This is a genomic window from Nocardia vinacea NBRC 16497, assembly GCF_000308835.1.
Classification (GTDB): Bacteria; Actinomycetota; Actinomycetes; order Mycobacteriales; family Mycobacteriaceae; genus Nocardia; species Nocardia vinacea.
This window is the reverse complement of sequence record NZ_BAGN01000219.1, coordinates 1-19,303: the sequence shown is the minus strand read 5'-3', so window position 1 is coordinate 19,303 and position 19,303 is coordinate 1. Positions and strand designations below refer to the sequence as shown.

19 protein-coding genes and 2 pseudogenes are annotated in these 19,303 nt (G+C 65.4%); 10 read left to right on the top strand and 11 right to left on the bottom strand.

Translation table 11 applies throughout. The features are described 5' to 3' along the window. Positions 1-254 precede the first annotated feature (254 nt). The 7 genes from ON44_RS30520 to ON44_RS30490 all read right to left on the bottom strand — a co-directional run bounded on the left by ON44_RS30520 (position 255) and on the right by ON44_RS30490 (position 6,610). On the bottom strand, positions 255-950 hold the full coding sequence (locus ON44_RS30520) for an ESX secretion-associated protein EspG (protein ID WP_040696354.1): 696 nt from the start codon (positions 948-950) through the stop codon (positions 255-257). After that, a complete protein-coding gene (locus ON44_RS30515) occupies positions 947-1,612 on the bottom strand; it encodes a hypothetical protein (protein WP_040696352.1) in 666 nt (221 codons plus the stop codon). The genes ON44_RS30520 and ON44_RS30515 overlap by 4 nt, the downstream gene beginning before the upstream one ends. A gap of 3 nt (positions 1,613-1,615) precedes the next feature. Next, positions 1,616-2,035, bottom strand: coding sequence for a hypothetical protein (locus ON44_RS30510; protein WP_040696350.1), 420 nt, complete (start codon positions 2,033-2,035; stop codon positions 1,616-1,618). Positions 2,036-2,169: 134 nt separating this feature from the next. Then, a complete protein-coding gene (locus tag ON44_RS30505; protein WP_040696505.1) occupies positions 2,170-2,802 on the bottom strand; it encodes a class I SAM-dependent methyltransferase in 633 nt (210 codons plus the stop codon). Positions 2,803-2,946: 144 nt separating this feature from the next. After that, entirely contained in the window at positions 2,947-4,197 is a 1,251-nt protein-coding gene (locus tag ON44_RS30500) for a saccharopine dehydrogenase family protein (RefSeq protein WP_040696348.1), read from the bottom strand. Positions 4,198-4,227: 30 nt separating this feature from the next. Further along, complete coding sequence (locus ON44_RS30495; protein WP_040696346.1) at positions 4,228-5,667, bottom strand: ABC1 kinase family protein; 1,440 nt, start codon at positions 5,665-5,667, stop codon at positions 4,228-4,230. Positions 5,668-5,929: 262 nt separating this feature from the next. After that, the gene (locus ON44_RS30490) at positions 5,930-6,610 is read right to left on the bottom strand and encodes a TetR/AcrR family transcriptional regulator (RefSeq protein ID WP_083898236.1); all 681 of its coding nucleotides are present in this window, start codon (positions 6,608-6,610) and stop codon (positions 5,930-5,932) included. A gap of 234 nt (positions 6,611-6,844) precedes the next feature. Between ON44_RS30490 and ON44_RS30485 the strand changes: the two genes are divergently transcribed. From ON44_RS30485 to ON44_RS30470, 3 genes and pseudogenes are all read left to right on the top strand, one after another. Continuing rightward, a complete protein-coding gene (locus tag ON44_RS30485) occupies positions 6,845-8,251 on the top strand; it encodes a DUF445 domain-containing protein (protein WP_373283221.1) in 1,407 nt (468 codons plus the stop codon). Positions 8,252-8,413: 162 nt separating this feature from the next. Further along, positions 8,414-8,854, top strand: a pseudogene (locus ON44_RS30480) (helix-turn-helix domain-containing protein); the annotation flags it as partial. A gap of 777 nt (positions 8,855-9,631) precedes the next feature. Then, entirely contained in the window at positions 9,632-9,928 is a 297-nt protein-coding gene (locus ON44_RS30470; RefSeq protein WP_040696344.1) for a DUF2516 family protein, read from the top strand. Positions 9,929-9,931: 3 nt separating this feature from the next. Here the strand turns inward: ON44_RS30470 and ON44_RS30465 are convergent, their stop codons facing one another. Beyond that, positions 9,932-11,548, bottom strand: a complete 1,617-nt coding sequence (locus ON44_RS30465) for a GMC oxidoreductase (RefSeq protein WP_040696343.1) — start codon at positions 11,546-11,548, stop codon at positions 9,932-9,934. 106 nt (positions 11,549-11,654) lie between these two features. On the opposite strand from ON44_RS30465, the gene ON44_RS30460 reads away from it, so the two are divergent. The 3 genes from ON44_RS30460 to ON44_RS30455 all read left to right on the top strand — a co-directional run bounded on the left by ON44_RS30460 (position 11,655) and on the right by ON44_RS30455 (position 14,416). After that, positions 11,655-12,935, top strand: coding sequence for a cytochrome P450 (locus ON44_RS30460; protein WP_040696493.1), 1,281 nt, complete (start codon positions 11,655-11,657; stop codon positions 12,933-12,935). After that, positions 12,928-13,068 carry a hypothetical protein gene (locus ON44_RS50605; protein WP_157187358.1) on the top strand — a complete coding sequence of 47 codons (141 nt, stop codon included), beginning with the start codon at positions 12,928-12,930 and terminating at the stop codon, positions 13,066-13,068. Before ON44_RS30460 ends, ON44_RS50605 begins: the two co-directional genes overlap by 8 nt. Before the next feature lie 313 nt (positions 13,069-13,381). Further along, positions 13,382-14,416: an alpha/beta fold hydrolase gene (locus tag ON44_RS30455; RefSeq protein ID WP_040696341.1), complete on the top strand. Its 1,035-nt coding sequence runs from the start codon at positions 13,382-13,384 to the stop codon at positions 14,414-14,416. Between the two features lie 4 nt (positions 14,417-14,420). Here ON44_RS30455 and purU read toward each other — a convergent pair whose 3' ends face one another. Next, positions 14,421-15,311: a formyltetrahydrofolate deformylase gene (gene purU / locus ON44_RS30450; RefSeq protein WP_040696337.1), complete on the bottom strand. Its 891-nt coding sequence runs from the start codon at positions 15,309-15,311 to the stop codon at positions 14,421-14,423. An 88-nt stretch (positions 15,312-15,399) separates the two neighbouring features. Between purU and ON44_RS30445 the strand changes: the two genes are divergently transcribed. Continuing rightward, a complete protein-coding gene (locus tag ON44_RS30445) occupies positions 15,400-15,675 on the top strand; it encodes a hypothetical protein (protein WP_040696491.1) in 276 nt (91 codons plus the stop codon). Between the two features lie 141 nt (positions 15,676-15,816). On the opposite strand, the gene ON44_RS30440 is transcribed toward ON44_RS30445, so the two are convergent. After that, positions 15,817-16,377 carry a GNAT family N-acetyltransferase gene (locus ON44_RS30440; RefSeq protein ID WP_040696335.1) on the bottom strand — a complete coding sequence of 187 codons (561 nt, stop codon included), beginning with the start codon at positions 16,375-16,377 and terminating at the stop codon, positions 15,817-15,819. A gap of 144 nt (positions 16,378-16,521) precedes the next feature. On the opposite strand from ON44_RS30440, the gene deoC reads away from it, so the two are divergent. Then, positions 16,522-17,226: a deoxyribose-phosphate aldolase gene (gene deoC / locus ON44_RS30435; protein ID WP_040696489.1), complete on the top strand. Its 705-nt coding sequence runs from the start codon at positions 16,522-16,524 to the stop codon at positions 17,224-17,226. Positions 17,227-17,355: 129 nt separating this feature from the next. Here the strand turns inward: deoC and ON44_RS30430 are convergent, their stop codons facing one another. Then, complete coding sequence (locus ON44_RS30430) at positions 17,356-18,084, bottom strand: LmeA family phospholipid-binding protein (protein WP_040696333.1); 729 nt, start codon at positions 18,082-18,084, stop codon at positions 17,356-17,358. Between the two features lie 99 nt (positions 18,085-18,183). On the opposite strand from ON44_RS30430, the gene ON44_RS30425 reads away from it, so the two are divergent. Both ON44_RS30425 and ON44_RS30420 read left to right on the top strand, forming a co-directional pair. Next, the gene (locus ON44_RS30425) at positions 18,184-18,792 is read left to right on the top strand and encodes a type IV toxin-antitoxin system AbiEi family antitoxin (protein ID WP_040696486.1); all 609 of its coding nucleotides are present in this window, start codon (positions 18,184-18,186) and stop codon (positions 18,790-18,792) included. A 94-nt stretch (positions 18,793-18,886) separates the two neighbouring features. Beyond that, positions 18,887-19,303: pseudogene (locus tag ON44_RS30420) on the top strand (hypothetical protein); the annotation flags it as partial.

Genomic DNA, 19,303 nt, shown 5'->3' with positions numbered 1-19,303 from the left:
GCGAGACGGGCTGTGAATGGGTCGTTCGTAGGACTCGCTTCGTTGGGGTCGGTGATGGTGGGTCGTTCGGCGCTTGGTGCGCGCACTGAGGTTCGCGGGTGGGTCGCGTGCGTTTCGATGGCTGGGCTTTGTGTTCGATGGCTGTGCCTTCGGTGCGGATGCGAGACGGGCTGTGAACGGGTTGCTCGTAGGACTCGCTTCGTTGTGCTCACGTGGGCGCTGCGACGTGACGTTGCCAACTGTCCGGTGATGTGTCAGCGGATCTGGGCGAGCCGAAGCAATTGGTCGGCGAAATCCTCGTCGGTGACCGGGGTCAGGGTCAGCTCGTGCGAGGTGGTGAGCAGATAGCGTCCGTCACCGGTGAAATCGAGCCAGCTGCGGTGTCTGGTGGGTGGCGACATCGGGTTTTCCGGTTCTACGGTCACGGTGATGAAGCCGCGACCGTCCACCGGTTTTCGCAGGGTCTGGCGGAACCGGGCGGCACGGCGATGGCCGTTGGTCGCGCTGTCGCCTTCGTCGGAGTTCAGGACCGCGTCCTGCGGCTCCCGCATGGGCGCCAGTTTGCCCGGCTCGGCCGATCCGATGATCTCGACCAGATGCTTGCCGAGGTTGCGGGCGTGGCACATGCGCACCGTCACCTTGTCGATATCGGCGATCAGTATGCCCGCGTGGTTGTGCACCACCGCGGCGAAAACAAGGATCCGCTTGGCCCCCGACTCACCGGAGACGGTGATGGTGGTGGCATCGGGGCGGGCGCACAGCATGAGTGCGGCGGCCAGATCGGCATCGGCCTGGCGGGCGAAGCGCTGGGGTAGTCGCAGTGCGGCGTATTCGGATTCGGTGCGGACCGTGGCGGCGGGCGCCAGATTGACCGGATACGGGCGGCGGTCCAGACTCGTCTCGTTCTCCCAGACATGCGTGAATTCGTCCGGGGTGAATACCCATTTCACCGTGCGCCCCCGCTGCCGGCATTCGGCCGCGCGATCTGTGGGCCGTCGGGCGGCGGGGTGAATCGGGGGACACGGTCGCCGGATGCGGGCATGATCGGGGTGTAGACATAGGTCATCGTGTCCTGGACATCGGCCTGCGCCGTGGCAGCGGCCATGTCGTGGTCCATCCTGCGTTGTCCGCCGTGGATCGCTTCGGCGGCCGGATCTTCCAGAGCACGATACTGTGGCGGTGGCGGAATTGCCGCTCGGATGGCCTGTGCCGCATCGGAATTGAGCTCCATCAGGCGCTGTACCGCGCGGCAGACATCATGCGACTCGGTACCGGTGCGGACGAATTCGCGGGTGGCGCGCAGCGCGGCATCGGCGGAACGACCCGACCAGTGCGCGAATTCGCGATTGGTGGCATCGGAGAAGGCCTGGAATGCCTCGGCGACCACGGTGGCATTGGCGCGCCAGGCATCGGCGACCCGGCCGAGAGCCGCGGGATCGATGACCTCGTGCACCAGATCCCAGATCTCCTGGTGCGTATAGGCGCCGAATAGTTCGCGCTCGGGTGCGTACGGGGGATCGGTTCCGCCGCTTGCCGATCCGGCGGAGGCGGCGACGGCGCGCTGCTGGACCCGGATGGCATCGGCGGCTGCCCTGGTGACGGAATCGGCCATGGGTCAGTGGTTTCCGTCGGTTTGTTCGCTGCGCGGCGACTCCAGGTAATCGGTGATCAGTTGTAGGGCGGCACGATTCGCGGCCTCGGCATCCTCGAAACGCTTTCCCGCGGCGAGATAGGCGGCCTTGTACAGCAGCGCCGTTTCCTGGAATGCGGTGACGGTGTCGAGGAACTGAGTGCCTTTGTCGCCGAAGCCTTTTGCCAAGCCGTGTCCCGTCGGTAGGTTCGGGAACCCGGATACCTCCGTGACGAGATGTCCGGTGGCCGTGGCCTTTTGTAGATCCTCGACGAGCTTGTCGCATGCGGCGGCGAGGTTTTCGGCGACATCCTCGGCCAACTCGAAGGGTGCCCCGCCGCTTGTTCCGGTGGCGGCGGCATACAACTGCCTGGCCATCCGCTGACCGGTATCCGGTACCGCCATCTGGGTCGCCCCCTCACGTTCGGTCCACCCACCGCTTGCGGGCACTTTACCGTTCGGTTCCGACCGGTGTAACCCGCTTGTGCTCGTCCCTCGGCATCGCACCCATGTGATGTGGCGCACCACAGCGTGGGTCTCTAGAGCGGGCGGGTGGCGCTGATGTATTGCAGGAGGCGGTGCACCTGTTGATCTATATCGATCAGGCCCGCTTCGGCGAAGAGCTTCGGGAAGGTCTCGTCGTCGAAGACGCGCAGTCCGCTCCAGCCGCCGACGACCCGGCTCGCGCGGCCGAACGGGTTGTCGGCGCGGTGACTGGTGGTGATGGCGATGCGGCCGCCGGGGGCGAGGACGCGGATCATTTCGCGGGTCGCGGCGATCGGGTCGGGGATCAGGTAGAGCGCCCCGAAGCAGCAGACGGCGTCGAAGGTGCCGTCGGCGAAGGGCAGGGTGCGCGCGTCGCCGCGGAGATAGCCGACGCGCGGGCCCGCGTTATCGGTAACGGCTCGGGCCAGCATCGGTTCGGAGTAGTCCAAACCGATGGCGAAGCCGTCGCCGTCGAGGGCATTGCTCAGATAGCGAGTGAAGTTGCCTGGGCCGCAAGCGATATCGAGCACCCTCTTGGCCCCGTCGAGACGCAGGGTGGTGACCGCGTCCCGACGGTCGGCAGCGTTGGTCCGGCCGCTGGCCAGATAAAACAACGCAGGCCGCCAAGCCTTTTCATAGATCGCAGCAAGCGCGGGCGCATTCATAGTACGCCGAGCAAGATTCACCGCACCCCCCTCGGCGACCGCACACAACGCCCACCTGGTCCAGATCTCACGTGTGCTCCTCGAAGGATCAAGATCAGGTGGCACTGGTGGAGGGGGCATCTCGGGCGATGCCGCCATAGTTTCCACCTGATCTTGATCTGGTGGTTAGGTGCGCTGGACTTCGATGGTTATGCCTGCGGCGCGTAGGCGGGTGGTGAGGGGGTCGCCCATTGCGGATGCGGGGGTGAGGATGCCGGCCAGGTCGGGTTGGTCGGCACTGTCGAAGGCCAGGCATAGTCCGGCCTGGCCGAGCATGACGGCGGTGGCCTGGTAGCCGGGGTCGCCGGCGCCGGAGAAGGTCGCCACGTATTTCGCGCCCGAGGAGGTGCGCGCGTAGGTCTTCATGGTGAACCAGCCACTGGTGCGCGCGTGTTCGCTCGGTCCGGTGCCGGGCTTGGGGACGATCCGGTCGAGCAGCTTGCGCCCCACCGCAACTCGCGACAGCATCGCACCGGCGGCCATGGTCGCCACGATGCCGCCCGCCATACCGGCGGCCACCAGCGGCGCCGCGGCCGACTTGCCCGCGTTCATCACCTCGCGGTAGCGGAAGTTCTTACCGTAGACCCAACCGAGCAGGCCATTGGTGCGGCGCACGATCTTGGTGTTGTGCGCGGCCATGACGAAGGTCCCGACCCACCCGTCCAAGCTCGGGTCGATGCTGCTGGCCCGCTGCAGCGCCTGATCGGTCTGACGGCCGACATTCGGTTCCATCGACTTGTCCGGGCTGAGCGAATACGGGTGGCTCATCACCGAACCCTTGGCCGGATCGGCCGCGATGGCCTCCATCATGGCCCGGCCCGAGTCGATGGTGCCGCCGCTCACCCCGCCCTTCAGCGACGCGATCAGGGTGGTGTCCTCGAGCTCGCCGGTATTGTCCGCGACCGTTTGCTTATACAGCTGGTACACACTCAGATCCGACGGAATCGAGTCGTAGCCACAGGAATTCACGATCTTCGCGCCGGTCTCCACTGCCTGCTCGTGGTACCGGTCGATCGCGTCCCGGATGAACAGCGGCTCACCGGTGAGGTCGGCGTAGTGAGTACCGGCCTTCGCGCACGCGGCCACCAGCGGTATGCCGTAGCGCAGGTACGGGCCGACGGTGGTCACCACGACAGTGGTCCGCGCGGCCAGAGCGTCGAGTGCGGTCTGGTCGGTCGAATCGGCAACTACCAGCCCCCAATTCGCGGCAGCCGGGCCGAGTTCGTCACGAACCGTTGTCAATTTGTCGAGCGAGCGGCCCGCCAGTGCGATGCGCGCTTCGGCGGGCGCCGCGCCGAGCAGATACTGCGCGGTGAGCTTGCCGACGAAACCCGTTGCGCCGAACAGCACTAGGTCGAATTCTCGGTTGTCTGCCATGATCTTCCGTTCGATAACTGCTCAGTGGATTTACTTGGTTCCGGAACCGCGCGTGGTCGGCTTCTTCGCCCGCGCCCGCGGCTTCTTGGTCGGCGTCGGTTTGCGCTCGCTCAACCACTCCAGATGCGCCTTACCCAAATCGGTGACCGGCGCTTCGTCGTAGAGCCATTCGCGGGAAATCTTGTGCCAGTTCGTGGTGCATTCGAGCTGACCGAGCATGCCGAAGGTGAGGAAGTCGGCACGCCGCGAGAACAGGTGCTCCGGCGGCAGATTCTGCTGTTTCATCCCGGCGAATTCACTGGCTCGCGGATCCACCGCGAGCAGAAACGCACCGCTGGCCAGTTCCGGGGTAATGGTCAACTCCTCGTCGAGCAGACACCATTCCGAGGCCGCGAGCACGTATTCCAGGCATTCCTCGGCGCCGATCTCGTCGGGCGAGTCGATCACGCCGCGCTCGATCATCAACTGCCGCAGGTCTTCTGCCCGATCCTCGGCCGCCGCGCGCAGACAGATCGTCTCGAACCGCACATGTTCGGGATCCATCCGATTGAACAGGCCGAAATCGAGGAAGCCGACCCGACCGTCGTTGGCCAGCAACACATTTCCCGGATGCGGGTCACCACAGAATTCGTTGAAGCTGAACAGCGAACCGACATAGAAGCGATAGATGATCTCGCCGATCCGATTCCGTTCGACCGCGGGTAACTGCCGGATCTCCTCGAATCCCTTGCCCGCCACATATTCACTGACCAGCACCCGCGTCGTACTGAGTTCGGGCAGTGAACGCGGCACCATGATGAACGGGTGTCCGGCGTAGAGCTCGGCGATCTGGAGCTGGGTATCGGCCTCGGCGTGATAGTCGAGTTCGCTCTCCATATTCAGCCGCAGCTCGTCGAGTACGGCGGGCGTCACCCACGGCATCGCCGATTGCAGTACGCGCCGGAACATGGCCAGATTCTTGAGATCCGCGCGCACCGCCGCATCAATGCCCGGGTACTGCACCTTCACCGCGACCTGACGTCCATCGTGCAGCCGCCCCAGGTACACCTGCCCGATCGAGGCCGCGGCAATGGGCTCCGGCTGGAATTCGGCGAATACCGCGTCCAGCGGCCGTCCGAAGTCCTCCTCGATCACCTGGCGCATCGACTCGAACGACACCGTGGGCGCGGCATTGCGCAGCACGGCGAGTCGTTTCTGGAAGCGTTCGCGATGGCTCTCGGGCACCAGATCGAGATCGAGCACCGACATCATCTGGCCGAGCTTCATGGCCACGCCCTTCATGGTCCCGAGGACCGTGACCACCTGCTCGGTGGTGCGGATCATGGACTCCTCGGCCATCTTCGCGCGTACGGCCGCCGACCGGCCCCGCATGGAGAGGCGTGTGCGCTGGGTTCGGATTACCGAACTGGCTGCCACCGCACCCAGCTTGGTGCCACGAGCAAGCCGAGAAGTCGGCACTTGCTTCGCCATCGAGGTACCTCCATTGGTGCCAGCGGTCGGCGCGACGGGCGCGCAGGCGGCAGCTTGCGTAACCACGTAGCGCCCCGCGCAGGCCGCCATCGGGCTCTGTGCGGGGCGGTGACGTGGGACACCCGCGTACCGCTCGGCTTCAGAGTAGCCAACCTCGCGGCAATGTCGAGACCGCCGTCACGATTTCAGCTAGCGCCCCAGCTAGCGGCCTGTTAGCGCGCGAAGTCGGGCGATTGATCAGTCGGCGACCTCGAGCTAGCGCTCAGGCACCGGCTTGCGGCGGGGCAGGCAGGATGTGCGGCTGGGCGTTGAAGATCGCCCGAGAGCCGCCCGCGCGCGCCATGCCCTCGATGGCGCTCCAGGCCATCATGGTCAGGTAGTCGATGACTTCCTCGCGCGACATCGCCTTATCCGTGGTCCACCAGTGCGTTGCCAACTGGATGCCGCCGACGAGCACATACGACCACAGCAGCGCCCCCTCGGTCTCGAAGCCGTGTTCGGCGCCGCGATCGATGATGACCGTGGTGACGACGTCGGCGAAGAGCTTCTCGAATTCGGCGAGCGAGGACTGATCGGTCGAACCGTTGCCCATGATGAACCGGTAGACCTCGGGGTCCTCGTCGACTGTGCCGACGTAGGCGGCCAGCGCCGAACGCACCAGGTGGTACTCGTCCGCGTCGAGGCTGATCGCCTCGTACACCCGCGGCATCAGGGTGGTTTCGATGAACCGCTGCATGGTCGCGTGGACCAGGTCGTTCTTATCCGAGAAGTAACGGTAGAGCACGGTTTTGGAGACGCCGATCTCCGCGGCGATCTCGTCCATGCCCGCATTGCTGCCCCGCGTGCGAATAGCCGCGAGGGTGCCATCGACCAGCTCTTCGCGGCGGTCGATCTTATGCTGCCGCCATCGGCGCTTACGGCCGTCCGTCCGGCCGGTGCGCACCGCCGCCGGTCGTTCGGCAAGCTCGCCGACATCGACAAGGTCTTCGGTGGACAGCGTTAGCTCCCTCGTTTGTGTGGGTTCGTGGACCACCAGCTTAGGTCCAGGCAACGACCCACATGCGCGTTTGGGTGTTGGTTGCGACAGGTTGCACATAATCGGGCCATTCGGCGTCGGTTGCGTGTCGCTTGCGATCGGCTCGGAGGTCGGTCGGCAACACACAGCAGAATGGGTGTCATGGAGAAAGCTCCCGGCAACACGGCGGCGCGAGCGACGGGCCCGGAGGCGGTTGCGGAGCGTAACCACGAAGGGCCCCGCGAACGCCGCCGATCCGATACAGCGGTGCTGGATGCGCCCACGTCCGCACCACCGACCAGTTTCGCGGCCTTCGTCGACGATGCGGGCAAGCGCCGCGATCTGTTCAAGATGAAGGCCCTGGCCACCGGGTTGCTGGCATTCGCGACGGCGGTCTATCTGTTCTGCCGCTGGCTGGAATCGCGCGGAGCGGGCGGTGATTGGGTCGGCTACCTGCGGGCCGCGTCCGAGGCGGGCATGGTCGGCGCACTCGCCGACTGGTTCGCCGTGACCGCGCTGTTCCGCCATCCGCTCGGCCTGCCGATCCCGCATACCGCGATCATCAGGAAGAAGAAGGATCAGCTCGGCGCCAGTCTCGGCGCCTTCGTGGGATCGAATTTCCTTGCCCCGGACGTGGTCTCGGCGAAGGTGAATTCGGCGCAGGTCTCCTGGCGGGTGGGGCGCTGGATGGCAGATCCCGGACATGCGGGCCGGGTGGCGCAGGAGAGCTCGACCATTCTGCGCGCGGTGGTCGGGGTGCTGCGGGACGAGGATGTCGAGCAGGTCATCGACAACACCATCGTCAAGCGGATCGCCGAACCGCTGTGGGGCCCGCCGATCGGCCGGGTGCTTGCCGAACTGCTCGCCGACAATCGGCAGTTGCCGCTGCTCGACATGCTTGCCGAGCGTGCGCACCAGTGGGCGCTCGGTTCGCAGGAAACGATCGACCGGATCGTTTTACGGGATGCGCCGCAATGGGCTCCGAAATTCGTAAACATTCTGCTTTCAGAAAGGATCTATCGGGAACTCGTCGAGTTCACCTGGAAGGTGCGGTCGAATCCGGAACACGAGGTGCGACTCGCGGCGAATCGGTTCCTCGAGGAATTCGCCTACGACCTCCAGCACGACGAGGCCATGATCAAAAAGGCCGAGCGGATCAAGGCGCAGATCATGGGTCGCGAGGAGATCACCGGCATGGCCGAGGCGACCTGGCGCGCGGCCAAGCGGCTGATCCTGGAATCGGCCGACGATCCGAACTCCACGCTGCGGCGCAAGGTTGCCGAGAATGTGCAGCAGCTCGGCGAGCGGCTGCGCGACGATGCCGAAATGCGCGCCAAGGTCGACGATTGGATCGATCGCGGTGCGCGGTATCTGGTGGAAAACTATGCGGAGGAGATCACCACTCTGGTCACCGATACGGTTGCCAGGTGGGATGCCGAGGAAGCTAGCAAGAAGATCGAATTGCAGGTTGGGCGTGATCTGCAATTTATTCGCATCAATGGCACGGTCGTAGGATCGCTGGCAGGGCTGGTGATCTACACGATTTCGCAATTGATGTTCGGCGGCTGACCCCCGCGGCGTGCGATAGGCCCGGAGGAGGCGGCGTGCGTAACCACGGAGGGGCTGCGAGCGCCGGAAATCGAACATCGCCGGAAGGGTGCTTACAGCGTGCTTGCAATAGCTAGCACCCTGCTTTAGTATCGGACACGTACAACCGCCAGAAGGTGAGTGATGGCAGACCAGCCCGAAGGTTCCGCCGAGTACACCGACGATTCGCAGGAGAGATCCAGCGGCGTCGGCGAAAAGGCGGCGCGTGTGGCCAACGCGGCACACGACATCGGAGGTTTCATCAGGGCACAGCGAGAAGCCGCGCAAGTCTCGTTGCGTCAGCTCGCCACCCTGGCGGGAGTGAGCAATCCGTATCTCAGTCAGATCGAGCGCGGATTGCGTAATCCGTCCGCCGAAGTACTCGCGCAGATCGCCAAGGCACTGCGGGTCTCTTCGGAGGTGTTGTACGTACGGGCTGGCTATCTCGAGCAGCGGCCGCACAGTCCGGTCCGGGATGCCCTGCTTGCCGATACGTCGATCAGCGAACGGCAGAAGCAGGTGCTGCTGGACATCTATGAATCGTTTCGCCGGGAAAACGGAGGAAGCGAACCAGGGGGGGAACGAGTGGGACAGCGACGTTCCGAGCACATCACCAACTCCGCCACGCCAGGAGAACGAAGAATGACCGAAAACGTAACCATCAAGCCACTGTTCGCGACCGTCGGTGCCGGTGACGCCGTGTACGCCGCGGTTGTCGATGCCGTCAGCCAGGTGCGTGAGCGCGCCGCCACCGCCGATGTCAGCGGCCGCGTCGAAGAGGCCCGCGAGCGCTTCGCCAACGTGCCCGCCGATGTCCGGGCCCAGTTCGAGACGCTGCGCGAGCGGCTGTCCGGTCTGCCCTCGGAGCTGCCGGAGGACCTCGCCGAGCTGCGCGAGAAGTTCACCCCGGAGGAGCTGAAGGCGCTCGCCGAGAAGTACTACGCCCAGGTCATCGATCTGTACTCGGATCTGGCCGTGCGCGGCGAGGAGACCGTCGAGCGGCTGCGCGCCAACCACCTGGTCGAGGATCAGATCGAGCGCGTCGAGACGCTGTACAAGGATGCGGCCAGCCGTGCCGAGGATGCGCTCGCCAAGGTCAACGAGCTGATCGGCCGTCCGGCCAAGGAAGAAGAGGCCGAGGTCGAGCCGGTCGTCGAGGCCGAGGTCATCGAGGTGACCACCGAGACCGAGCCCGCCGCCGAAGGCGTCGCCCCGAAGAAGGCTCCGGCCAAGAAGGCGCCCGCCGCCAAGAAGGCTCCGGCCAAGAAGGCGGCCCCCAAGAAGGCCTGACGCCCTTCCCTTCCCCACGCTGACGACCCCGCGCACCGACGTGTGCGGGGTCGTTGCTTCTATGATGGGCTGGTGGACACAGCGCACGGATTGGCCAGCTGGATCTTGTACGGGCTGCGGCTCTTGGCGCTCGGCGCGACGATTTTCGCGCTCATCCACGCCATCCGCCAGCGCCCCGACGCCTTCACCGCGGTCGACAAGCTGACCAAACCGATCTGGATCGCGATCCTCGGCGCGGCCCTGCTGTTCCTGTTGCTCTCACTGAGCGTCACGAGTCTGCTTGCGCTGGTGTCGATTATCGCGACCGGCGTGTACCTGGCCGATGTGCGGCCGAAGGTGGATGAGATTCAGCGTGGGCCGCGCTGGTAGTGCCTACTCGCCGGAACGAATGATCTCTTCGATATTGCGCTCGGCCAGCGCACTGATCGTCAACGACGGGTTCACTGTTCCGGTACTGCCGGGCACAGCCGCCCCGTCCATCACGTACAGGCCTCGATAGCCACGCACCCGACCGTAGGGGTCCGTTGCGCGTCCGATCACTGCGCCGCCCAACGGATGTGAGGTGAATGAGGCATCCGCCTCCAAGGCTGGTTGGGCGTTGGACGGGCAGTTGCAGGTCGCCTTGTTGTTGACTTCCCGCGCGTGCGCTAGGTAGCCGGCAGCGCCGTCGGGTGGCCACTGCAGGTTCACGCTCCCGTCGATCGGGTTGTAGACGAATCGGCCGCGGGTGTCGTCGAGGACCATGCCCAACGACGCGACAATGCCGACGTCGAAGGGTGTGGTGCCGGGGACGAACCAGTTCTCCAGCGATACGGGTGTGCCCGCCTCGTCCAGAATCCGGCTCGCGGACGGCGTGCCCTGCGTACCGATGTCGACCGAGCTGGCAGGCCGCGCCAATGCGACATCGCCGTTGCCGCCCCAGCCTTCGCCGATGTGCTCGTTCAGGTTCGGCAGCGCGCCCGTCGCCCGCGCGCGTACCAGCAGTTCGGAGGTGCCGACCGAGCCCGCGGCGAGGAACAGCTTGTCGCAGGTCAGCGTGCGGATGCGGAGCACTTCGCCGGTAGGCGCGAGTTTGGTCACGGCGACGGTATAGCGACCCGACTCCGCGCCGATGGCGTCCACGCGATGGCCGGGATAGATCTGGGCGCAGCCGGTGTCCTCGGCATAACGCAGGTAGTTCTGGTTCAGATCGAACTTCGCGCCGTTGGAATTGCCGAGGTTCGAACAGCCGACCGTCGCCGACGGCATCGATCGTCCGGTCAGCTCGTCGCGGATGACGTCCCAATTCCAACTGCCGTCGATGCGCTGCGGTGTATAGCCGGCCGCGCGGAACTGTTCGTCCCAGCCCCGCGCATGGGTGAACGCGAAGGAGTCGTAGATATCGTTCGGTATCGGGCTCGGCCGCAACGTATTTCGGACCCTGGGGTAGTAGACGTCGTGCATCTCGCGGTAGTCGACCACACCCTGGAACACGTGGTCGAAGAACCGCTGCTCCGGCTCGATCATCACCCCGGTGAACACCACCGAGCCACCGCCCACACACGCACCGCGCCATACGTCTATGCCCGGATAACTGGAAACGTCGAGGACCCCGCCGAACGGATCGATCTGCACCGGGATCCTGTTCGCGCCGGTGAAGGTCGTGCGATGCCAGAAGCCGCGGCCATCCGGAATCGTGTCGTTGGCGAAGATATTGCGCCACGGATCGTTCGGCCAGCGCGATCCTCGCTCGAGCACCGCGACCTGGGTCCCGGCCTGCGCCAGACGCAGCGCGGTGATCGACGCCCCGAACCCCGATCCGATGACGATCGCGGGCATATGATCCGCCGGATCCGGCAGCGGTGCGAAGATCTCCGGCACCAGCGTGCGGTACACCGGTGATCTCGGGCTCGGGCTGTAGTCGTCGGCCCACGCCGCAAACGTGCGTCCACTCGCAAAACCCAGCATCGTCGCCAGGCCAGCGCCCTTGACGAATCTGCGCCTGTCCATGGTGGCCTCTCACCTGATCCGAAGGTCGCCCGATCAGCGCCCGACAGCGACGCTCCGCTCATAGCGGCTATCTATCATATGGAAAGGTGGAGTGGGAGGTGACGACATGTTGATACGCGTGTGGATTCGGTGGCTGATGATGCATGGCCTGCCACGCTTCTACCTCCTGTGGGCGGCGCGCCGGGGCGATCCCCTGGGACAGATCGCCGTCGGTCCGGATCGATTGCTCGGCTCGTCGCGGTATATCGAGGAGATCCGGCAGCGGGGCCGGATACCCAAGGTATCGGGGTTGCGCGTGACCGCGGACTACGAACTGTGCCGACTCATCCTGCGAGACCGTCGCTTCAGCGTCGTCAGGCCCGACCATTCGGCCTTGCCGAAGCCGATCCGCTGGGTGATGACCAAAACGGATCCGGGACTGCCCAACCTCGCCGAACCGCCCTCGATGCTGGTGACCGATCCGCCGGACCACACCCGATACCGACGCCTGGTCGGGAAGGCATTCACCCCGAAGGCAATCGCCAAACTGCGTGAGCGGGTTGTCGAAGTGACCGATGACCTGCTCGAACGCCTGGAATCGAAGCCGCGACCGGATCTGATCGTCGACTTTTCCGCACAGTTGCCGGTCGCGATCATCGCCGAGATTCTCGGGTTGCCGACGCACATGCATTCGACCCTGCTGAAGTGGGGAGATTCCGGTGCGCCGCTGCTCGAACGCGGCCTGAGCTGGAGCACTTACCGCCACGCCATCGAAGACCTGGCCGAGGTTCAGCGGTACTTCGACCAACACCTCGACGGGCTCACCGCCGAGCCGGCCGACGACGTGCTCAGCATGCTGGTGACAGGTGGCGAGCTCTCCCGTCGCGAGCAGATGGCCAATGCGGCGCTGCTGCTGGACGCTGGATTCTTGACGACGGTGAATATGCTCGGCAATGGAATCGCTCTGTTGACAAGCCATCCGGACCAGCTGGAACTGCTGGCGGCGCAGCCGGAGCTGTGGCCACGTGCGGTCGAGGAAGTCTTGCGTTACGACGGTCCGGTGCGGATGACGGGCCGAGTCACGAACTGCGAGGTCGACATCGCCGATCAGCGCGTCGAATCCGGTTCCCTGGTTCTGCTGTCGTTGGCGGGCGCCAACTACGACCCCGCCGTCTTCCCTGATCCCGAACGATTCGATGTGACCAGGGTCAACGCGGCGGATCATCTCGCGTTCGGCAGCGGGTTGCACGGCTGCCTGGGCGCCACGCTGGCCCGATTGGAAGGCTCCATTGCGCTGCGAGCCTTGTTCGAGCGGTATCCGGATCTGTCCTTGGACGGTCCACCGATCCCACACCCCCTGCGTAATCTGCACGCCTACCGCTCCATGCCCGTCAAGCTGCGTGCCTGAGCGTAACCAGTTGCCGCAGGCCCGCCAGCCGCTGCGCTCCAGCGCCGTCGGCCAGATCCTGCTGGCCTTCTCGGTGACGGCTGCGGTTGGGGATGGCGTGATGTATCGAGCGCTCGCGGTCTGCGTGCGCTAGCTGCCATCGACGAGACCTGTTGTCGCGTTGACGCGGATTCGACCAGGCGACGGAACCGGATTCGCGGTCGACTTGGTGCGATCCGGTGGGTGACCGGAGATGCGATTCGGCGGCGGTTTGTCAGCGTTCACAGTGGCGATCTGTGCTGTTGAAAGCTGATTTCGACCTTCCGGCGACTGGCTGGTTCGAAATTCCTTTGGGATCGGTCACAAACGGGGCTGGGGAGAAGTTCGGATAACTTTTGAGGTGCTTGCACTAGCAAGCATGACGGTTTGCAATTAGTGTATCGGAGAGTTACACAAAGGAGTGTCCGATGCGCGCAATGCCGCCTGCACTGGTGGACGTCCCTGGTCGGGTCCGGGGGTTGCTTCACACACACCGCGCCAATCTGCGGTCGCGTACCTATGCGACCGCGGCGCTGAATCCGCCGACCGCGCCCTATGAGGTCGTTCCGGTCATCACCCGTGATGGTGCGCGCTTGCGCGTACACGTCTACGGACCGGCCGATGCGCAGACGATCGTGCTGGTACACGGCTGGACCTGCGCCATCGAGTACTGGAATGCGCAGATCAACGAGTTCGCCGATCGGTACCGTGTAGTCGTCTACGACGTGCGTGGTCACGGCGAGAGCGAATTCGGCTCTAGTCATCTGACCACCGATCTGCTCGCCGACGATCTGGCCACTGTGCTCGACGCCACGCTGCGCCCGGGCGAGCGGGCGGTTGTGGTCGGCCACAGTCTCGGCGGCATGACGCTGCAGGCCTGGGCCGGACGCTATCCGGACCGAGTCGCGAAGCAAGCATGCGCGGTACTGCTGACCAACACCGCGCCGAGCCGCCTGATCGCCGAGACGACTGTCCTGCCGTTCTTCAATGCGCCACTCCCATTGCTCAACCGGCGAATTCAGCTGCCGCACAAGATAGGCCGTCTAGGCCTCGGCTCCCCGCTCGTCTTCCCGCCGATCGCCCCGGTGAAGTGGGCCTTCACCCGACAGATAATGAGCCTGCGCTCCACCGGCGACGTGGTCGACTACAGCCTCGCCGTCGTCCGCTCCTGCCCCGCCCGCGTCCGTGCGAAATTCGGAATCCTGCTCGCCGAACTGGATCTCGGCGAATCTGCCCGCAACCTCATCGTGCCGACCACAATCCTGGCCGGCGAGTACGACGATATGACGCCGCCGGTGCATGCCCGGCGAATTGCCGAAATGCTCAGGGAGACCGGCAGTCTGGTCAAGTACGAGGTGCTCCCACAGGGACATCTGGGAAACACCGAGATGTACGAGCGGTTCAACGAAGAACTGGAGCTCGTCCTCGATTCGGTGCGTCAGCCCGCCAAAGCGGCCGGGTAAGGGGTCAGGAGAACACCACGGTGCGGCGGCCGTGTACCAGCACTCGGCCCTCGAGATGCCAGCGGAGACCCCGCGCGAGGACCACTCGTTCGATGTCGCGGCCTTGGCGGACCATATCGCGGACCTCGTCGGCGTGGTCGATGCGGATGACGTCTTGTTCGATGATCGGGCCCGCGTCGAGTTCGGCGGTGACGTAGTGGCAGGTCGCGCCGATCAGTTTGACGCCGCGGGCGAAGGCCTGATGGTAGGGGCGAGCGCCGACGAACGATGGCAGGAAGCTGTGGTGGATGTTGATCGCCTTGCCCGCCCAGTGTTCGCACAGTTCGGCGGGGAGCACCTGCATGAAGCGGGCCAGGACGACGGCATGGGGATCGTGGGCATCGACCAGGGCGCGCACCTCCTCGAAGGCGGGGCCGCGTTCGGCCGGATCCTTCGGGAACGGCACATGGTGGAACTTCACGCCGTGCGCCTCGGTCATCCCGGCGAGGTCCGGGTGATTGCCGATCACCGCTTCGATGGTCGCGGGCAGTTCACCGCTCGCGGCACGGCCGAGCAGGTCGTGCAGGCAATGGCCGTCCTTGCTGACCAGTAGTACGGCCCGGCGACGCTCACCCGAGTCGAGCAGCTGCCACTCGGTCTCCGGCCCGAAGTCGGCCGCGACCCCGGCGAACCGGTCGCGCAGTTCCGCGATGCCGAACGGCACAGTCGACGCCTTGATCGCCTGACGAGTGAAGAACCAGCCGATATCCGGATCGGAGTGGTAGCCCGCCTCCACGATGGACCCCCCGAACTCGGCGATGAAGGAGGTGATCCTGGCAATGATGCCGGGACGGTCCGGGCACCCGAGGGTGAGCACGAAGCGTCGGTCGTCCAGGACAGGTGGAGCGGAACTCATGGGCTCATCCTCCCAGGTCGACTATGTGCACCTGCGGCACCCCGGGCAGGTGTTGAGCGAATGTTGCGGGAAAGCCGACAATGGAAATGTGACGCGCGTGAAGTTCGTACGACAGCTCGATGGGCTGACGTACGAATTCGTGCGCGACGGCTGGGCCTACGGCTACCCGTCGTACAAGCGAATCGATCACGACCTCTGGTGCCGCCGCCTACCGGACTTCGGCTGGTCGATCTGCACCGATTCCGGCGAAGTCCTGAGCCGCCCCTTCGACGACCCGGGCCAAGGCCCCCTCCCGCCCGAAGGCGCCTGGGTCTCCCGCAAACACGAACGCTCCTACGTCTACGACATGCTCCACCACCCCTGACCCGCCGAGACGGTAGTCCTGGAGTGTCCTTCTCGAGGTTGCCTCCGCCGATACATGGTGGTCTCGAAGTCGCTGCCGGGATCCCCGAATCCCGTTCGGTCCTCCTGACTCCTGGAACCGCCACCCCGGACAGACCCTCACCTACAGCTCGTAAAACGGCTCCGCGTAACGGAATTCGCCGGTGATCTGCGAGTCGTACGCCGATAATGCCCGCACCTGGAAGTGGGAAACCCAGGCCGGTTCATCCGGCGTGATGCCGAGGCGGGCGGCGGGGGTGAAGCCGAATTGGGGGTAGTAATCGAGGCTTCCGGCCAGGCCGATGAGGGGTTCGTCGAGGGCGTCGGCGGCACCGATGGCGGCGTGCATCATGGCCGCGCCGACGCCATTGCCCTGATGTTCGGCCAGGACGCCGATCGGGCCGAGGGCGAGCACCGGGAACGGGCCGACGCCCGCGCGGGTGAGGCAGATGTGGCCGATGACGGTGTCGTATTCGACCGCGACCATCGAGAGGGTGGGGATCCAGCCGGAGTCGCTGCGCAGCCGGGTGACGAGGTCGACCTCGGGTGGGTCCGCTGCGCTGTCGTCGGTGAGTTCGGCCGTCTCCCGGTCGTTATCGGTATTCGCGTACTGCGGTCCGAAGGCGCTGCGGTGTACGGCCGCGATCGCGGCGGCATCGTCGGCGCGTTCGCGACGGATCAGCACGTGTCGTCTCCTCCTGAACGAATGGGGCCATCCGCAACTGCGCAACAGTCGGCCGGGCAGTCGCACAGCGATGTCCGTAGCTCCACCGACAGTATCGAGTGTGCGCGATGTGTCGCCAGGCGCGCAATGGAATTCGCCACCGGTATGCCAGACTCTCACCCTGTGGCAAATTCCGCGTCGCTGACCAGGGCCGAAGTGGCCGCCATGATCGATCACACGCTGCTGGCGCCGGAGGCGACGGCCGCGGAGGTGAACGCTTTGGCCACGGAGGCACGCGAACTCGGCGTGTACGCGATCTGCGTATCGCCGTCTATGTTGCCGATTCGAGCGTCCGGCGTCGTGGTCGCGTCGGTCGCCGGATTCCCTTCCGGAAAGCACCATTCGCTCGTCAAGGGCGCCGAGGCGCGCCTCGCGGTCGAGCAGGGCGCGGCCGAGGTCGATATGGTGATCGATGTCGGAGCCGCGCGCGCAGGCGATTACAGCGCGGTGCTGTCCGACATCGTTACGGTGCGCGAGGCAATAGGGGATCGCGCGGTTCTCAAGGTGATCATCGAATCGGCGGCGCTGTCCGATGCCGCGATCGTCGAGGTCTGCCGCGCCGCCGAACGTGCCGGGGCCGATTTCGTGAAGACCTCCACGGGATTTCACCCGTCCGGTGGTGCCAGCGTGCACGCGGTCCAGCTCATGGCCGAGACCGTCGGCGGACGTCTCGGTGTGAAGGCCAGTGGCGGCATCCGCACCTCCGAGGCCGCCGCCGAACTGATCGCCGCGGGCGCGACCCGTCTCGGACTCTCGAAATCCCGTGCGGTGCTGGAGGGATTCCCGCCTGATCCCGTGCCCGAATCGTAGAAGCGTGCCGAGTGTGCGGGCGAATTCCTCGGATGATTGCGCCACGTGGCCCTGAAATGGCTACCTGGATAGCCATTTCGCTCCCGAAGCCCGCTGGTCCGGCACAACGGCGCGGACCTGAGAGCCGGATCAGCAGCTGACGCTGCCGCTGCTGTCCTGCGCGGCGGGCAGTTCGGTCCGCCCACCCGCCAGCTTCACCGCGACACCGTTATCGGTGACCTTGACCTCGGTGGCCTTCATGCCGAGCGGGTAGCTCTGCAGACTCTGCGTGAACACATCGACGATGCCCGACACCAGATCGGTCGGTATCCCCATCCCGAGCAGCGCCGCCGACTTCGTCTCGATCTGCACGGTGCCGTCCTTGATCTCCGGCTTCACCTGCAACTGCGCGAGCCCACCGAGCACATCCAGGGTGAGCATCCCGCTCGACGCGGAGGACGACACGCCGCTGACCAGGCCGCCGAGCGTTTCCCGGATGCCGTCGTTGCCCCAGGTGACATCGGCCGACGAGCTGCCGATGGTGCTGCCGCTGCCGCTATTGCTGACCTCGACATTGTTGAACCTGGCGTGCACCACCATGCCGACGGCCGGACCGAACTTGGAATCGTCGCTGTTCACTTTCACCTGATCGACCTTCCCGTCGATCCAGGTGATCAGCATGGGTTTGGCTCCGAAGCTCACATCGATCTTCGAACCCATATCCTTCTCGAATTGTGTACTGATGCACCGCGATACCTGGTACCGCGCATATGCCTCCCCGCCTACCAGCACGGTAGCAAGCAGAATCGCGACCACGACGAGCGCGATCACCAAGGGACGCCGGTTGACCGTCAGGGTGGATGGGCTCTTCGTACTCATACGCTCGATTCTTCACCACGTTTCTGTGCTCGCTATGAGGGCGCCGTGAGGGGTTCGATTGTGACATGCGACACAGAATTCGAGCGTAGCCTGGTCGGCATGGCTGGCGATGCGGCGGGCCGCGCACTCGATTCCGCCGAGCACGGGTGGCGTGTGCTGCGGCGATTGGCCGGGCGCCATGCCGGGTTCTTTACTACCAGGCAGGTACTGCGTGCCGGATGTGAGGCCCGCGTTCGCGCCGGTCTCGGCGATGGCTCGGTGACGCGGGCCGGGGTCGGGCTATTGCGGTTGGCCGATTGGCCCACCGGCCCGCTCGACGAATACGCCATGTGGGCGGCCTGGTTCGACGGGGCCGCCGCGGTATCGCATCAGAGTGCTGCGGAGTTGCACGGACTCGGTCGACTACGGCCGCGATTCCTGCATATGTCGGTCGGTGCGGGACGGCCGCCGGTCACCCCGCGACTGGTGGTGCTGCGCCGGCCGCTGATTCCGGCCGATCTCGAATCCGCGGGCGGATTTCTGGTGACCACGCCCGTACGCACGGTGCTCGATCTGGCCGAGGCCGCTATCGGGCAATCCGCATTGGATGAGGTGGTCGGCGACGCGGTCGCCATCCATCGCTGCGGTATCGATGAAATCCGTTCCGCGAGTGTGCGACTACCCCCGCGTGCGGCGGCTCGCGTGCACCGGGCCCTCACCGCCGCGTGATCGGCGCGGTGAAGTCGCGAATGATCCGATTCGGCTATCAATTCATTCGATCTCCGGTTTTGCCCGGCGCGCAATCATGGCAGGGTGACTGACCATGGGGACGGTCGGTCAGGGCAGTTGGGATCTCGTCTTTCCGTCCGGAGCACCCGAGCGCATCGGCGATATGTTCGCCACCGCCGTGGTCGCCGACGCGGTCCGCAGATATGACGCCGACCTCGCACAACAGGTCGAAACCTGCCGGGACTGGCACTGCGACTACCGTGGCATCTTCCGTGGCCTGACCGCCCTGGCCGCGAGCTCGCCCGCGGTGTCGGTGGGGATCGCGACCGACGGGTTGCGGGCAGCACGCCAGCTGCTGCGTTTCGTGACCGGGCACACGATCGCGCCGCTGCACAGCGTCGACGTGGATGCGATCGCCGCACCCGGCGGACTCCGGACCGGCCGGATCGACGGGACCGCGAAACCCGCGCCCCGACTCGAAATTCCGTTCCGCGGAGCGCTATTGGCCGAG

Excerpts from the sequence above, each read along its gene's own strand:
- ON44_RS30515 (WP_040696352.1), bottom strand. The coding sequence starts at position 1,612 with ATGGCCGATTCCGTCACCAGGGCAGCCGCCGATGCCATCCGGGTCCAG.
- ON44_RS30495 (WP_040696346.1), bottom strand. The coding sequence starts at position 5,667 with ATGGCGAAGCAAGTGCCGACTTCTCGGCTTGCTCGTGGCACCAAGCTG.
- deoC (WP_040696489.1), top strand. The coding sequence starts at position 16,522 with ATGCCAGACTCTCACCCTGTGGCAAATTCCGCGTCGCTGACCAGGGCC.
- ON44_RS30510 (WP_040696350.1), bottom strand. The coding sequence starts at position 2,035 with ATGGCGGTACCGGATACCGGTCAGCGGATGGCCAGGCAGTTGTATGCC.
- purU (WP_040696337.1), bottom strand. The coding sequence starts at position 15,311 with ATGAGTTCCGCTCCACCTGTCCTGGACGACCGACGCTTCGTGCTCACC.
- ON44_RS30425 (WP_040696486.1), top strand. The coding sequence starts at position 18,184 with ATGGCTGGCGATGCGGCGGGCCGCGCACTCGATTCCGCCGAGCACGGG.
- ON44_RS30430 (WP_040696333.1), bottom strand. The coding sequence starts at position 18,084 with ATGAGTACGAAGAGCCCATCCACCCTGACGGTCAACCGGCGTCCCTTG.
- ON44_RS30485 (WP_373283221.1), top strand. The coding sequence starts at position 6,845 with ATGGAGAAAGCTCCCGGCAACACGGCGGCGCGAGCGACGGGCCCGGAG.
- ON44_RS30500 (WP_040696348.1), bottom strand. The coding sequence starts at position 4,197 with ATGGCAGACAACCGAGAATTCGACCTAGTGCTGTTCGGCGCAACGGGT.
- ON44_RS30455 (WP_040696341.1), top strand. The coding sequence starts at position 13,382 with ATGCGCGCAATGCCGCCTGCACTGGTGGACGTCCCTGGTCGGGTCCGG.
- ON44_RS30460 (WP_040696493.1), top strand. The coding sequence starts at position 11,655 with ATGTTGATACGCGTGTGGATTCGGTGGCTGATGATGCATGGCCTGCCA.
- ON44_RS30465 (WP_040696343.1), bottom strand. The coding sequence starts at position 11,548 with ATGGACAGGCGCAGATTCGTCAAGGGCGCTGGCCTGGCGACGATGCTG.